The sequence below is a fragment of the Burkholderia sp. AU27893 genome (genome assembly GCF_002223205.1).
In the GTDB taxonomy this organism is placed as follows: Bacteria; Pseudomonadota; Gammaproteobacteria; order Burkholderiales; family Burkholderiaceae; genus Burkholderia.
This window is the reverse complement of the sequence record NZ_NKFD01000001.1, coordinates 1,762,840-1,778,083: the sequence shown is the minus strand read 5'-3', so window position 1 is coordinate 1,778,083 and position 15,244 is coordinate 1,762,840. Positions and strand designations below refer to the sequence as shown.

The following is a 15,244-nucleotide window of genomic DNA, read 5'->3' as shown; positions in this document are numbered from 1 at the left end:
TCTTGGTTCGGCTCAGCGCGACGCGAGATCCATGATGCGGACCTGGTCGGCGTCCTTGCGATCGACGATGCCGGTCATGCGCCCTTCGTGCATCACCATCACGCGATCGCTCATTCCCAGCACTTCCGGCATCTCCGACGAGATCATCAGCACCGCGACGCCCTTGCCCGCGAGCGCGCTGACGAGCCGGTGGATCTCGGCCTTCGCGCCGACGTCGATGCCGCGCGTCGGTTCGTCGAGAATCAGGATGCGCGGCTGCGTGAGCAGCCAGCGGCCGATCAGCACCTTCTGCTGGTTGCCGCCCGACAGGTTCTGGATTTCCTCGTGCAGCCCGGGCGACTTCACGCGCAGCATCCGGCTCATTGCCTCGCAGTCCCGCTTGAGCTGCGCCTGCCTCACGAAGTTGAACTTCACGTAGCGGTTGCTGAGCACCGCGGCTTCCATGTTCGCGAGCAGGTCGAGATTCAGGAAGCAGCCGGTGTCCTTGCGGTCTTCGGTGAGGAAGGCCATCCCGTGCTTCATCGCCTGCGCGGGCGTCGTGATGCGCACCGGCTTGCCGTCGATGCGGATCTCGCCCGACGTGGCCGGCACGACGCCGAACAGCGCCTCCGCGACGTTCGAGCGCCCCGAGCCGACGAGGCCGGCCACGCCGAGGATCTCGCCCGCGCGCAGCTCGAAGCTCACGTCGCGGAACACGCCGTCGACGCCGAGGTTCCGCACCGACAGCACGACGTCGCCGATCGGCACTTCTTCCTTCGGGAACATCTGCGTGATCTCGCGCCCGACCATCATGCGGATGATGTCGTCGCGCGTGACGTCGCTCGATGCATGCGTGCCGATGTACTTGCCGTCGCGGAACACCGAGAACTCGTCGGCGATCTCGAACAGCTCGTTCATCTTGTGCGTGATGTAGACGATGCCCTTGCCCTGCTCGCGCAGCTGGCGAATGATCCGGAACAGGTGCGTGACTTCCTTGTCGGTCAGCGCGGAGGTCGGCTCGTCCATGATCAGCACGTCTGAGTCGAACGACACGGCCTTCGCGATCTCGACCATCTGGCGGCTCGCGACCGTCAGCGTGCGCACGTCGGTTTCCGGGTCGATGTCGATCGACAGCCGCTCGAACAGCGCGGCCGTCTGGCGGCGCAGCGCGGCGTGATCGATCAGGCCGAAACGGTTCTTCGGTTCGCGGCGGATCCAGATGTTCTCCGCGACCGTCATGTACGGCATCAGGTTGAGTTCCTGGTGGATCATCGCGATGCCGCGGTCGAGCGCGTCGAGCGGGCCGTTCAGCACGACCGGCTCGCCGTTGATCAGGATCTCGCCCTGGTCGGGCGTGTAGACGCCCGCGATGATCTTCATCAGCGTCGACTTGCCCGCGCCGTTCTCGCCCATCAGCGCATGGACGGTGCCGCGCCGCACGCGGAACTGCACGCCGTCGAGCGCGACGACGCCCGGAAAGGACTTGCCGACGCCGCGCACCTCGAGCACGCAGTCGGCCGCGGAAGAAGCCGGCGGGGCCGACACGCCGGTCGAGCCGGACGAAGCGGCCCGCGCATCGTCGCCGGCCATCGGGCGCGCGACTCTGGCTGTAAACATGGACGTTCCTCGACAAGTCGTGCGCGAACCCGGTCGTGCCGGGCCCGCGCCATTCAACGGATCACCGGTCAGTGCTTCGCGTACTGGTTCATGTTCTCGGGCGTCACGAGCTCGAACGGCACGTTCACGTAGCGGTCGACGGGCTGTTTCTTCGCGAGCTTGAGCGCGGCCGCGACGGCCTGCTGCCCCTGTCCCGATGCGTTCTGGTACACCGACACCTTCAGCTCGCCGCTCTTCATCGATGCGAGACCATCCGGCGTCGCGTCGATGCCGGCGACGATCGTCTTCGGCGTCCACTTGCGCGCGGCCTTCAGCGCGTTGATCGCGCCGATCGCCATCTCGTCGTTGTTGGAGATGATCGCGTCGTACTTCGTGCCGGAGCTCAGCCAGTTCATCGTGATGTCCTGGCCCTGCGTGCGGCTCCACTTGCCTTCGCGCTTGTCGACGATCTTCATGCCCGAGCAATCCTTCGTCGCGATCACGTCCTCGATGTCCTTGGTGCGGGCACGCGCCGACTCGTTGGACAGCTCGCCCATCAGCACGAGGAGGTCGCCCTTGCCGCCGAGCAGCTTGCACACCTGGCGCGCCTGCAGCGTGCCCGACTGCTTCTCGTCGGACGCGACGACCGCGACGCCCGTCGGCAGCTTGTCGAAATCGACCGGCTTGCGGTTCACGTACACGAGCGGAATCTTCGCCGCCGTCACCATCTTGGTGATCTTCGGCGTCGCGTCGGTATCGACTGCGTTCACGATGATCGCGTCGACCTTCTGCGCGATCATGTTCTGGACCTGGCTCAACTGCTTGCCGACGTCGTTGCCGCCGTCCTCGATCTGCACCGTCGCGCCGTCCTTCTTCGCTGCGTCGGAAATGCTGTTGCGCAGGATGGTCAGGAACGTGTCGTCGAACGACGCCATCGTCACGCCGATCTTCTCGGCATGCGCGAGCGGCGCAGCCAGGATCGCGGCGGCCGCGACGGCCATCAGCTTGGTCTTCATGATCAATCTGTCTCCTCATCTCCGGGGGGCGGAAGACGGCGCGTTGCGCGCCGCCGGGCCGAGTCCGATCGAATCCGATACGGACTGAAGCATCCGGATGAAACTGTAGATCACTTCCTCGAAAATTTGGAAATTTATTTCTACGTGATTTCACCTAGGGAACTGGATTTCCAAAAAGTCTAGACTCCGTTCCGTAGCCCGATTCCTTGCGGCAGGCAGTCCCGCGTCGTGCCCCACACGGTGCGCAGCGTCGCCGGAGGTTCGGTCCCCTAATCCGCCGGCATCGCCGAACGCCGGCCGCGAGCGTGATACGTGATATGAGCCTGCTGACCTTTCCGAGTGACCGCCCCATCGATCTCGCCTGCCTCGGCCGCGTGGCCGTGGATCTCTATGCGCAGCAGTACGGCAGCCGCCTGGAAGATGCGCGCAGTTTCCAGATGTATCTCGGCGGCTCGTCCGGCAACGTCGCGTTCGGCGTGGCCCGGCTCGGGCTGAAGACCGCGATGATCTCGCGCGTCGGCGACGAGCAGATGGGCCGCTTCCTGCGCGAGACGCTCGAGCGCGAAGGCTGCGACACGAGCCAGCTGCAGACCGACCGCGAACGCCTCACCGCGCTGGTGCTGCTCGGGCTGAAGGACCGCGACACGTTCCCGCTGCTGTTCGTGCGCGAGAACTGCGCGGACATGGCCGTGCGCGCCGACGAGATCAGCGAGGACTTCATCGCCGGCTGCCGCGCGCTCGCGATCACCGGCACGCACCTGTCGACGCCGGGCACGCGCGAGGCGTCGCTGACCGCGCTCGGTTACGCGCGCCGCCATGGCGTCGTGCGGATACTCGACATCGACTACCGGCCGGTGCTGTGGGGGCTGACCGCGCGCGGCGCGGGCGAAAACCGCTACGTGCCGGACGCGCAGGTGACGCGGCAATTGCAGCAGGTGCTCGGCGAATTCGACCTGCTGGTCGGCACCGAAGAGGAATTCCTGATCGCCGGCGGCGTGCCGCACGACGTGATCGGCTCGTTGCAGGCGGTGCGCAAGATCACGAACGCGACGCTGGTCGTCAAGCGCGGCGCGCTCGGCTGCTGCGTGATCGAAGGCGACGTTCCCGAGCGCATCGACGATGCGCCGACCTATCTCGGCGAACGTGTCGAGGTGCTCAACGTGCTCGGCGCGGGCGATGCGTTCCTGTCGGGCCTGCTGTCGGGGCTGCTGCGCGGGCGCGACTGGGCCGAGTCGACGCGCATCGCGAACGCGTGCGGCGCGATCGTCGTGTCGCGCCACGCGTGCTCCGCCGCGATGCCGACGCCGGCTGAACTCGCGCACTGGTTCGACGGCAGCCGCAACCCGGTGGTCGACGCCGACCACACGCTCGCGCACCTGCATCGCGTGACGGTGCCGCGCCGCGAATGGGACGACCTGTGCGTGATGGCGTTCGACCATCGCAGCCAGTTCTACGAACTCGCGGTGCAGGCCGGCGCGGACGAAGCGCGGATCAAGGCGCTGAAGCGCCTGCTCGTGCGCGCCGTCGAACAGGTCGAGCGCGATCGCCAGATCGAAGGCCACGTGGGCGTGCTGATCGACGGCGGCGGCTACGGCAGCGACGCGCTGGCGTCGGCGACCGGACGCGGCTGGTGGGTCGGCCGCCCGGTCGAGCTGCCCGGCTCGCGGCCGCTGCGCTTCGACGAAACGCGCTCGGTCGGCTCGTCGCTCACGCACTGGCCGACCGAACAGGTCGTGAAGTGCCTCGTGCACTATCACCCGGACGACCCGGTCGACCTGCGCGTCGAACAGGAGCAGCGCGTGCTGGAACTGTGGGAAGCCACGCGCGCCAGCGGCAACGAACTGCTGCTGGAAATGATTCCGCCGCGCGCGGTCACGCCGGCCGGCACCGAGGACGATGCGGTGCTGCGCACGATCGCGCGCTTCTACAACCTCGGCGTGAAGCCCGAATGGTGGAAGCTCACGCCGCTCACCGCCGACGGCTGGACGCGGCTCGCCGCATTGATCGCAGAGCGCGACCCGTATTGCCGAGGCGCGGTGATCCTCGGGCTGAACCAGCCGCTGCAATACCTCGTCGACAGCTTCCGCTCGGCGACCAACCCGATCGTCAAGGGCTTCATGGTCGGGCGCACGCTGTGGGCCGACGCATCGCTGAACTGGTTCGCCGGCCGGATCGACGACCAGGCGCTGATCGACGAAGTCGCCGGCAACTTCGCGCAACTGGTCGATGCGTGGCTCGGCCGCCGTGCCGCGGCCGCCCGCGCCGCCGCGGCCTGACGCGACGCCTGCGATGACCCCTTCCTCTTCACCGACCGACATGACCTCTACCGTGAGACTGACCGTCAGCCAGGCGCTCGTGCGCTACCTGGCCGCCCTGCGCGCCGAAGTCGTCCAGCCCGACGGCCGCACCGAGATCCTGCCGTACTGCGGCGGCGTGTTCGCGATCTTCGGCCACGGCAACGTGGCCGGGCTCGGCGAGGCGCTGCACGCGGAAAAAGACCGCCTGCCGACCTTCCGCGCGCACAACGAGCAAGGGATGGCCAATGCGGCCATCGCGTTCGCGAAAGCGAACTTCCGCCAGCGGATGATGGCCGCGACGTCGAGCATCGGCCCCGGCGCGACCAACATGCTGACGTCGGCCGCGCTCGCGCACGTCGGCCGGCTGCCGCTGCTGCTGCTGCCCGGCGACGTGTTCGTGTCGCGGCTGCCCGACCCCGTGCTGCAGCAGGTCGAGGATTTCGAACAGGGCGACGTCAGCGCGAACGACTGCTTCCGGCCGGTGACGCGCTACTTCGACCGCATCACGTCGCCCGAGCAGTTGCTCGTCGCGCTGCCGCGCGCGATCCAGGTGATGACCGATCCCGCGCAGTGCGGCCCGGTGTGCCTCGCGTTGCCACAGGACGTACAGACCTTCGCATACGACTGGCCCGAGGACTTCTTCGCGCCGCCGGTGATCCGGATGCGCCGGCCGCCGGCCGACGCGCTCGAACTCGCCGATGCGCTCGACGTGCTGAAGGCCGCGAAGAAGCCGCTGATCGTCGCGGGCGGCGGCGTGCTGTACAGCCAGGCGTGGGATGCGCTGCGCGCGTTCGCCGATACGCATGGCGTGCCGGTCGCCGAATCGCAGGCCGGCAAGGGCAGCCTCGCATGGGACCATCCGCTGAATCTCGGGTCGATCGGCGTGACGGGCTCGCCGGCCGCGAATCGCGCGGCCGCGCAGGCCGACGTGGTGTTCGCGGTCGGTACGCGGCTGCAGGACTTCACGACCGGCTCGCATGCGCTCTACGGCCATGCAACGCTCTTGAGCCTGAACGTGCAGCCGTTCGACGCAGGCAAGAAACGCGGCCGTCAACTGGTGGCCGATGCGCGCACGGGCCTCGGCCAGCTGTCGGCCGCGCTGGCCGGCTGGCAAGCCGATCCGGCGTGGACGGCCAGCAACCGCGACCAGGCCGCCGCGTGGAACGCGCGCGTGACCGAGCTCACGACCCGCATTCCGAAGGACGCGCTGCCGTACGACGCGGAAGTGATCGGCGCGGTGCGCGACTCCGCAGCGGACGCGGGCCGCGACAGCGCGCGCGACGACCTCGTCGTGTGCGCGGCCGGCACGCTGCCGGCCGAGCTGCACAAGCTGTGGCGCAGCGGCGTACCGGGCAACTACCACATGGACTACGCGTACTCGTGCATGGGCTACGAGGTCGCGGGCGGCCTCGGCGCGAAGCTCGCGCGGCCCGGGCGCGAAGTGATCGTGATCGTCGGCGACGGCTCGTACATGATGCTCAACGCGGAACTCGCGACGTCGGTGATGCTCGGCCGCAAGATCATCGTCGTGATCCTCGACAACCGCGGCTACGGCTGCATCGAGCGGCTGCAACTGAATTGCGGCGGCGCGAGCTTCAACAACATGCTCGACGACTGCGTGCCGGAGGGCGGCGAGCGCTCGACGATCGACTTCGCGATGCATGCGCGCGCGATGGGCGCCGAAGCCGTGCATGTGCGCGACATCGGCGAGCTGCGCAGCGAGATGAAGCGCGCCCGCGCGGCGACGAAGAGCCAGGTGCTCGTGATCGACACCACGCACCGCCGCACGACCGACGACGGCGGCGCATGGTGGGAAGTCGCGGTGCCGCAAGTATCCGAACGCGCCGGCGTCGATGCAGCGCACCGCGCGTATCTCGATGCGAAGACCCGGCAGCGGCGCTGATCGCGCGCACTGCCCACGCACCCTCCCCGCGAAAAACACATTCGAACCAAGGAAGCACGTCATGAGCTGGAACGTCCGCATCGGTATCAATCCCCTGTCGTGGATGAACGACGACCTGCCGTCGCTCGGCGGCGAGACGCCGCTCGAAACGGCGCTGAAGGAAGGTGCCGAAATCGGCTATGCGGGCTTCGAGCTCGGCAACAAGTTTCCGAAGACCGGCCCCGAGCTGAAGGCGAAGCTCGCCGAGTTCGGGCTCGTGTGCGTGTCGGGCTGGTATTCGGGCTTCCTCGCCGAGGTCGAGCCGGGCATGAGCGACGACGATGCGGTCGCCGCCGAGATCGAGCGCTGCCGCGCGCACCTGACGAAGCTGCAGTACAACGACGTGAAGGTCGTCGTGTACGGCGAATGCGCGGGCACGATCCAGGGCAACATCGACACGCCGGTCGCGAAGCGGCCGCGCTTCGTCGACGACGCAGCCTGGCGGCGCTATGCGGCGCGCCTCGACGCGTTCGGCGCGCACCTGCTCGACACGTACGGCATCAAGCTTGCGTACCATCACCACATGGGCGCGTACGTCGAATCGCCCGACGATGTCGACCGGCTGATGACGCTCACCGACCCGGCAAAAGTGTTCCTGCTGTTCGACACCGGCCACGCGTATTTCGGCGGCGCGGCCGACCCGGTCACGCTGCTGAAGAAGCATGTGTCGCGCGTGGTTCACGTGCATTGCAAGGACGTGCGGCCGCAGGTCGTCACGCAGGCGCGCAACGACGGCTGGAGCTTCCTGAACGGCGTGATCAACGGCACCTTCACCGTGCCGGGCGACGGCGCGCTCGACTACGAGGCGACGCTCCGTACGCTGAAGGACGCCGGCTACGAAGGCTGGCTCGTCGTCGAGGCCGAGCAGGATCCGGCCGTCGCGCCGAGCTATACGTATGCGAAGAAGGGTTACGAATCGCTGCGCGCGATCGTCGACCGGTTGAGCGCGTGAACACATGAACGCGTGAACGCATGAGCCCTACCCTGTTGCGGAGCCCCACCCCATGACGATTTCTCCCCTGCTGATCAAGGCCTCGGCCGACCGCGAGATCTGCAACGTCACGCCCGAGTCGGCCGGCTGGAAACACGTCGGTTTCCGTGCGCTGCGCCTGAAGGCCGGCGACACCGAGACGCTCGACACCGGCGCGCGCGAACTGTGCGTCGTCGTGCTCACCGGCACGGTGCGTGCGGATGTCGACGGTAAAACCTACGATGCGCTCGGCAAGCGCGACAGCGTCTTCGAGGACGTGTCGCCGGACGCGCTGTACGTGCCGGGCGGCAAGACGGTCACGCTGGTCGCGACGCGCGATGCGGAAATCGCGCTGTGCACCGCGCCCTACGCGAGCGGCAACAAGCCCGTGCAACGCCTCGACGGCGAGCGGATGCGCCGCTCGGTGCGCGGGCAAGGCACCAACACGCGCTACGTGTGCGACATCCTGATGGGCGACAACCCGGCGGCCGACCGGCTGCTCGTGGTCGAGGTCGTCACGCCGGCCAGCCATTCGAGCAGCTATCCGCCGCACAAGCACGACCGCGACGCGGCGCCGGAAGAAACGTCGCTCGAGGAAACCTATTACCACCGGATCGATCCGCCGCAGGGCTTCGCGTTCCAGCGCGTGTACACGGACGACCGCAGCCTCGACGAAGCGTGCGCGGTCGAGGACCACGACGTCGTGATGGTGCCGCGCGGCTACCACCCGGTGGTCGCGCCGCACGGCTACAACCTGTACTACCTGAACGTGATGGCCGGGCCGAGCCGCGCGTGGGCGTTCAAGAACGATCCCGCGCACGAGTGGATGCTCGACGTCCCGAAGCGCTGATGGAAAGACGGGCCCGCGCGCGGCCCGTGACGATGCGACGCCCGGCGCGCGCACCCAGCGCCGGCGACGCCACGGAGCCGCCATGGTGACGACCCTCTTTCGCCTCGACCCCCACCCCTTCGACGACGACGCGTCGAACCCGGCGCTGCCGCGCTTCGACGCAGCCGTTGCGCGCCGGATGGGGGAAATCGCCGTCAATCTTGCGTCGCGCCGCGGGCTGCCGATCGCGGTGAGCATCGTCGGCGAGCAGGCGCCGCTGTTCTACTGCGCGCTCGACGGCAGCCATGCCGATGACAGCGACGCGATCCGCCGGCGGCAGAACACGGTGTTGCGCTTCGGCCTGAGTTCGCTCGCGGTCGGCGAGCGGTTTCGCCGCGCCGGCTGGTCGCTGCAGTCGCAGGGGCTGTCGGATGACGACTATGCGCTCGACGGCGGCGGCGTGCCGCTGCGGATTGCTGGCACCGGCATCGTCGGCGCGATGACGATCGCGGGGCTCGACGACGCACGCGATCACGCACTCGTCGTCGAATGTCTGCGCTGGCACGTCGGCGCGAACGCGCTGGCGATGAGCACGTAGCCGTCGTCGCGCCATCATGCCGTCGGCCGTCACGAACGGCGTGGCGGCGGCACGTCGAGCGCGCGCCGCGGCCGTTGCGCCACGACGGCGTCGGCCGCCTCGTCCGGGATATCGTCGAGCGACCGGTTGTTGGTGCGCGGCCCGAACGCGCCGATCGACAGCATCACGACCAGCATGCTGCCGCCGATCAGCGCGAACACCGCCGACACGCCCGCCCGCTCGAGCAGCAGCGCGACGATGAAACTGCTGACGGCCCCGGTCAGGCGGCCGATCGAATGCACGAAGCCGAGCGCGCGCCCGCGGATCGCGGTCGGAAACAGTTCCGACTGGTACGCGGTGCCGTTGCTCGCGAGCACCGTGCTCGACAGCGTGACGAGCAGCCCGAACGCAATCACGAACGGTGCTTGCGACGCCATCGCGAACGCACTGCCGAACAGCGCGACGCCGAATGCCGACGCGACGATCAGCCACTTCCGCTCGATCCGGTCCGCGATCAGGCCGGCGACGAGCGGCGACACCGGATAGGCGAACGCGATCACGAACGCATAGCCGAGACTCTTCGCGACGGTGGCGCCCTGGGCGGCGAGCAGCGTCGGCAGCCATTGGCTGAAGCCGAAAAAGCCGATGCTCAGGAATCCGTTGAACGCGATCAGCATCGCGGTGCGGCCGCGGTATCGCGCCCCCCACATCGACGGCGCACCCGGCGCGGGCGGCGTGGCGGCAGCCGGTAGCCGGACCGCGGGCAACGGCCGGCCGGATTCGCGCTCTACCCGATGTTCGAGTTGCTGCACGATGCGTTCGGCCTCGGCTGCCCGGCCCACGCCGACGAGCCAGCGCGGCGACTCCGGCAAGCGCGACTGCAGCCACCAGACGACCGCCGCCCCGCTTCCGCCGAGCAGCACGACCCAGCGCCATCCGGACCAGCCGAGCGGATCGCGCGGCACCCATAGCCACGACACCAGCGCCAGCACCGGCATCGCCAGGTAGCCGACGGCGAAGCAGACGGCGAACGCCCGGCCGCGTACCGCCTTCGGCACCAGCTCGGTCAGGAACGCGCCGATCGTGATCAGCTCCGCGCCGACGCCGCAGCCCGCGACGAAGCGGCACACGAGCACGCCGAGCGCGCTCGACTGCACGCACATCATCAGGCTCGCCGCGGTATAGAGCAGCAGCGCACCGGTGAACAGCGCGCGGCGCCCGTAGCGGTCCGCCAGGCGCGACACGAACATTTCACCGATGAACAGCCCGATGAACGTCGCCGCGCCGAGCGCGCCCTGGTCCGACATGCCGAGCACGCCGCGTGCTCCGGTGTGAAAGATGCCGTCTCGGATCAGCCCGGGCGGCAGATAGGTCATCTGGAACAGGTCGTAGACCTCGAAAAAGCCGCCGATGCTCAGGAACAGCACGAGCTTCCAGATACCGGCTGTCGCGGGCAGGCGATCGATGCGCGCGGCGAGCGATGCCGCAAGGGAGTCAGACATGGCGTGTCCTCGGTAGTCGCCCGCGCGGCGCGCGGGACGGCGGTCATGGCGCGGCGCCGGCCGCGCGGCGCACCTGTCACACGGTGGCGACCGGATTGACCGGCGAGCCGACGAGCCCGCGCAGGTGCAGCGGCGGCGCGGTCAGCAGGAAGCGGCTGCGGTGATGCGCATGCAGCCAGTCGGCGAGCGGCGTCAGGTGCCACAGCTCGCCGAGATGGATGCCGAGCTTGAACAGGCACAGCTCGTGCAGCGGCATCAGCGCACCCGGCCGAGCGAACGGCTGCGCATCGCGCGGGCGCTCCTCGACCGCGTGGTTGTCGGCCGCGAGCGCCGCGAGCCCCGACGCGTCGATCCAGTTCAGCAGGCGCGCGTCGGCACCGTCCAGCACGCAGCAGGCGTGCGGCGCACCGGTCTCGCCGCGCGCGGCCGCTTCCAACAGACGGTCGGCGAAGCCCGTATGCACGCACACGATATCGCCGCGCTCAACGCTCACGTCATCCGCGCGCAGCACCGCCAGCCAGTCGTCGAAGCCGACCTTGCGCCGCGCGTCGCCGAAGTGCCGGCGCAGGTCGACCATCACGCCGCGCCCCTGCACGCCCGTCCGTGCCATCACCTCGATGCCGAGCGCCCGTGCGCCGCCTTCCGGCGCGCCGGTCTCCGGCACGCGGATATGCTCGCCCATCCGGTAGCCGTTGTAGAACACCCGGGTCTTTTCACCGTCGCCCGCCGAATCGAACAGCGAGCCGACGTGCGACAGCGCGTCCCATTGGGTCGAGAACTGCGAATGCATGCAGAACGCGTCGTCGCACACGACATCGGTTGCGTTCGCAACCTGTTCATCCGCGCGATAGCCGAAGTACGGTTTGTCGCCCGCCAGCGCCGGCATGATCGCCGGCGGGCGCCGCCGCGCGTTCAGTCCGCCGCCGCGCGGCACGTCGAGCGGCAGGCTCAGCGAAAAAACGCGGCCTTCGCGCACTTCCGCGACGCCGCGCAGCACGGCGTCGGGCGTCAGCCAGTTCAGGCGCCCTTTCTGGTCGTCCGGGCCGAAATCGCCCCAGTTCGAGCCGGGCGGCCGATGGGTCCAACGCGGATTCATGGTGTCTCCTCCATGCAATGTCCGGTGCATCCGGTATCTGTCGTTGCGCGGTCCGCTCACCGCGAACGGATCACGCCGAGCGCCGCGAGCCGCGCGTACTCGTGCTCGCCGAGCAGCGGTTCGAGGATCTCGCGGCTGTGTTCGCCGAGCGCGGGCGCCGGCCGGCGGAACGCGCCGGGCGTGCCCGACAGGCGCGGCGTGACGTTGTGCATCGGCAGGCTGCCGACATCGTCGTCGGGCAGTTCGACCAGCGCCTCGCGCTCGATCACGTAGCGATCCGCGACGATCTGCGCGATGTCCTGGATCGGCCCGACCGTCACGCCCGCTTCCTCGAAGAACGCCAGATTGGCGTCGAGATCGCGTGCGCCAATGAATTCGCCGACGATCGCGTCGAGCGCTTCCGCATGCCGCACGCGCAGCACGTTGGTGGCATAGCGCGGATCGTCGACCAGGTCCGCGCGGCCGATCGCGCGGAACAGCCGTTCGGCCATCGCCTGCGTCGAACTCGACAGGCACAGCCATTTGCCGTCGCGGGTGCGGTACGCATTGCGCGGCGCGGTGTTCGTCGAGCGGCTGCCGGTGCGCGGCTTGATCTCGCCGGTCATCACATAGTTCGCCGCGGCCGGCCCGAGGATCGACAGCAGCGGCTCGAACAACGACACGTCGATCACCTGCCCCGCCGCCCGCTGCGTCCCGCGCGCATGCAGCGCGACCAGCACGGCGAGCGCTCCGGACATCCCGGCCGTCATGTCGGCGAGAAACATCGGCGGAAGGACCGGCTCGCGATCGGCGAAGCCGTTGATCGCGGCGAAGCCCGCATAGCCTTCGGCGAGCGTGCCGAAGCCCGGCTTGTGACGATACGGGCCGGTTTGCCCCCAGCCGGAAATCCGCGCGATCACCAGTTCCGGCCGGATCGCGAGCAGCTCGTCGGGGCCGAGCCCCATCCGCTCCGCGACGCCCGGCTTGAAGCTCTCGACGAAGACATCCGCGTCGCGCACCAGCCGGCGCACGATGTCGATGCCCTCCGGCGTGCGCAGGTCGACGCACACGCTGCGCTTGTTGCGTCCGTAGACCTTCCAGTTCGTGCTGATTCCGCCCGCGCCGACCGCGCGCAGCGTATCGCCGCGCTCGCTCTCGACCTTCACGACGTCCGCGCCGAAGTCGGCGAGCTGCACGCTCAGCATGTTGCCGGCCATCAATCGCGACAGGTCGACCACGCGCACGCCGGACAGCGGTCCGCCCGCGCCTGCGTCGAACGATTTCGGACGGATCGGACCGGTGGGCGCGCGACGATGCGCGCCGGCCGCGCGGGCGGCCTGCGGGTCGGGTACGGACATGACTGTCTCCTCGTAGGTGTCTGTCGGTGGGTCAGGGATGCGCGCGCCGCGCGCCTGCGCTATTCGAGCAGCGCGCCAAGCTGGTCGGCCGCCGGGAACGGCGCCCCCGCCGCGGGCAGGTCGCCGCCGAGCGCATGCGTCAGCTCGGCAGCGGCGGCCTGCACGTACGGCAGGTAATCGGCCAGCACTTTCTTGTTGAAGCGATAGCGCGGCACGCCGAGCGAGATCGCCCCGCTCAACACGCGGCCGACGCCGAACGCCGGGCACGCGATCGCCGCGCTCTCCGGATCGCGCTCGGCAATCGACACCGTATAGCCCTGCTCGGCCGTCTTCTCGTACTCGCCGCCGCGCGTGCCGGAAAACGCGAGCAGCACGCGCCCGGCCGCGCCGACGTCGAGCGGAAAACGATCGCCCTCGCGCAGATGCGTGCGCACCGCGCGCTGGGCCTGGATGCGGAACAGGCAGACGCGCTGGTCGCCCTCGCGCACGTAGAACGCGGCGGTTTCGCCCGTCTGCGCCGACAGCGTCGACAGGATCGGCATCACGTGCTCGCGCAGCTGGAACGACTCGCGGTACATCACGCCGAGCTGGAATACGGCCGGCCCCAGCACGTAGCGCCCGTCGGGCAAACGCTTGATGAAGCGGAACTGTTCGAGCGATTCGAACATCCGCAGCAGCGTGCTCATGTTGAGCCCGGTCGCGTCGCTGACCTGCGCGAGCATCAGCCCGCCGGGCGCGCCGGAGAAAGCCAGCAGCGCGGTCAGCGCGCGATTGACCGCGGCCACGCCGCCTTCTGCCGGGTTGTTCGTCTCCACCTTGCTCATGTCCGCCTCACGCTGTGCCGGGCGACCGGGTGACCCGCCTCGCCCAGGATCATAAAAATGAAAGTCACTTTCATTATACGCAGGGCGCAGATGACATCAACATGAATTCGCACGGCACCGATCGTTCATCTTCTTTCAATTTCCGCTATTTATAGGCGTTAACGATAATCTTGACGAATGCGCCAATCAGTCACAAAAATGAAAGTGACTTTCATTTCACGAGAACAACGATGAACTCTGTTTCCCAACCGGTCTGGCGCTCGCTCCTCTACGTCCCTGCCCACGTCCCCCGTTTCGTCACGAAAGCGGCGACCAGCGCCGCCGATGCGCTGATCCTCGACCTCGAGGACAGCGTCCCGTTCGCGTGCAAGCCCGACGCCCGCGCCGGCCTCGCCGACGCCGTGCCGATGCTGCGCTGCGCCGGCTGCGACGTACTGGTCCGCGCCAACGGCCCGCTCGACCTGCTGGTGCCGGACCTGCGTGCGGCCGTACGGGCCGGCGTGCACGGCGTCGTGCTGCCGAAAGTGCGTGGCGGCTCGCATGTCGAGGCGATCGACGAACTGCTGGCCACGCTCGAGGATGAAGCCGGTGCCGCGCCCGGCAGCACGCGTATCGTCGCGATCATCGAAACGCCGCGCGCATTCCAGGCGATGGACCGTATCGCGCGCGCCTCGCCGCGCGTCGTCGCGATGATGCTCGGCGGCGGCGACTTCGCGCTGAACTGCGAAAGCGGCACCGGCGCCGACGTGCTGCGCGTGCCGAAGCAGTTGCTGATCATCGCCGCGCGGGCGGCCGGCATCTTGCCGCTCGGCCTGATCGACGGCCTCGACGAACTGCGCGACCTCGATTCCTTCGAGCGCATCGCCCATGCATCCGCGGCACTCGGCTATGCGGGCGCCACCTGCATCCATCCGTTGCAGGTCGATGCGCTGAACCGCGCGTTCCGCCCCGACGACGATGCGGTGCGCGACGCGCGCGCCGTGCTCGCCGCCTACGACGACGCGCGCGCCAACGGCCGCGGCGCATTGCGCATCGACGGCCGGATGGTCGACGCCGCCGGCGTCGCACAGGCGGCGCGCGTACTCGCGCGCGACGCCGCCGTACGGGCGCGCGCACGCTGACCCCCGCGAGCCTGCGATGCGCCCGCCCCGACGCGTGATCCCGCAGCCTGGCCTCGCCCGCGTACGTCGCCCGACGGGCGCGAGCGGCCCGGCGCGGCACGCCCCGTTCGCCGCCCGCCCCGGATAGCGCTGCAACGCTGCGCCTCTCGACCCGCGCG

At 69.0% G+C, this 15,244-nt stretch carries 12 protein-coding genes; 6 read left to right on the top strand and 6 right to left on the bottom strand.

Features of this window, described 5'->3' with window-relative positions:
* Nucleotides 1-12: 12 nt before the first annotated feature.
* Nucleotides 13-1,596: a sugar ABC transporter ATP-binding protein gene (locus CFB47_RS08475; protein ID WP_089460945.1), complete on the bottom strand. Its 1,584-nt coding sequence runs from the start codon at nt 1,594-1,596 to the stop codon at nt 13-15.
* A 68-nt stretch (nt 1,597-1,664) separates the two neighbouring features.
* Entirely contained in the window at nt 1,665-2,591 is a 927-nt protein-coding gene (locus CFB47_RS08470) for a sugar ABC transporter substrate-binding protein (protein WP_089439842.1), read from the bottom strand.
* Between the two features lie 317 nt (nt 2,592-2,908).
* On the opposite strand from CFB47_RS08470, the gene iolC reads away from it, so the two are divergent.
* The 5 genes from iolC (at nt 2,909) to CFB47_RS08445 (ending at nt 9,227) form a co-directional block, all read left to right on the top strand.
* Nucleotides 2,909-4,867 carry a 5-dehydro-2-deoxygluconokinase gene (gene iolC, locus CFB47_RS08465; protein WP_089460944.1) on the top strand — a complete coding sequence of 653 codons (1,959 nt, stop codon included), beginning with the start codon at nt 2,909-2,911 and terminating at the stop codon, nt 4,865-4,867.
* Between the two features lie 40 nt (nt 4,868-4,907).
* Nucleotides 4,908-6,791 (top strand): 3D-(3,5/4)-trihydroxycyclohexane-1,2-dione acylhydrolase (decyclizing), encoded by a 1,884-nt coding sequence (gene iolD, locus CFB47_RS08460; RefSeq protein WP_089461389.1) that lies wholly within the window; start codon nt 4,908-4,910, stop codon nt 6,789-6,791.
* A gap of 61 nt (nt 6,792-6,852) precedes the next feature.
* Nucleotides 6,853-7,782, top strand: a complete 930-nt coding sequence (iolE, locus tag CFB47_RS08455) for a myo-inosose-2 dehydratase (protein WP_089460943.1) — start codon at nt 6,853-6,855, stop codon at nt 7,780-7,782.
* 52 nt (nt 7,783-7,834) lie between these two features.
* Entirely contained in the window at nt 7,835-8,650 is an 816-nt protein-coding gene (gene iolB, locus CFB47_RS08450) for a 5-deoxy-glucuronate isomerase (protein WP_089460942.1), read from the top strand.
* 82 nt (nt 8,651-8,732) lie between these two features.
* Nucleotides 8,733-9,227 carry a heme-degrading domain-containing protein gene (locus CFB47_RS08445; protein WP_089460941.1) on the top strand — a complete coding sequence of 165 codons (495 nt, stop codon included), beginning with the start codon at nt 8,733-8,735 and terminating at the stop codon, nt 9,225-9,227.
* 29 nt (nt 9,228-9,256) lie between these two features.
* On the opposite strand, the gene CFB47_RS08440 is transcribed toward CFB47_RS08445, so the two are convergent.
* The 4 genes from CFB47_RS08440 to CFB47_RS08425 form a co-directional block, all read right to left on the bottom strand.
* Nucleotides 9,257-10,708 (bottom strand): MFS transporter, encoded by a 1,452-nt coding sequence (locus CFB47_RS08440; RefSeq protein ID WP_089460940.1) that lies wholly within the window; start codon nt 10,706-10,708, stop codon nt 9,257-9,259.
* Nucleotides 10,709-10,784: 76 nt separating this feature from the next.
* Entirely contained in the window at nt 10,785-11,804 is a 1,020-nt protein-coding gene (locus CFB47_RS08435; protein WP_089460939.1) for a cyclase family protein, read from the bottom strand.
* A 56-nt stretch (nt 11,805-11,860) separates the two neighbouring features.
* Nucleotides 11,861-13,141 carry a CaiB/BaiF CoA-transferase family protein gene (locus CFB47_RS08430; RefSeq protein WP_089460938.1) on the bottom strand — a complete coding sequence of 427 codons (1,281 nt, stop codon included), beginning with the start codon at nt 13,139-13,141 and terminating at the stop codon, nt 11,861-11,863.
* A 59-nt stretch (nt 13,142-13,200) separates the two neighbouring features.
* Nucleotides 13,201-13,965: an IclR family transcriptional regulator gene (locus CFB47_RS08425; protein ID WP_089460937.1), complete on the bottom strand. Its 765-nt coding sequence runs from the start codon at nt 13,963-13,965 to the stop codon at nt 13,201-13,203.
* 230 nt (nt 13,966-14,195) lie between these two features.
* Here CFB47_RS08425 and CFB47_RS08420 point away from each other — a divergent pair, with 230 nt between their 5' ends.
* Nucleotides 14,196-15,086, top strand: coding sequence for a CoA ester lyase (locus tag CFB47_RS08420; RefSeq protein WP_089460936.1), 891 nt, complete (start codon nt 14,196-14,198; stop codon nt 15,084-15,086).
* The last annotated feature ends 158 nt before the right edge of the window (nt 15,087-15,244 follow it).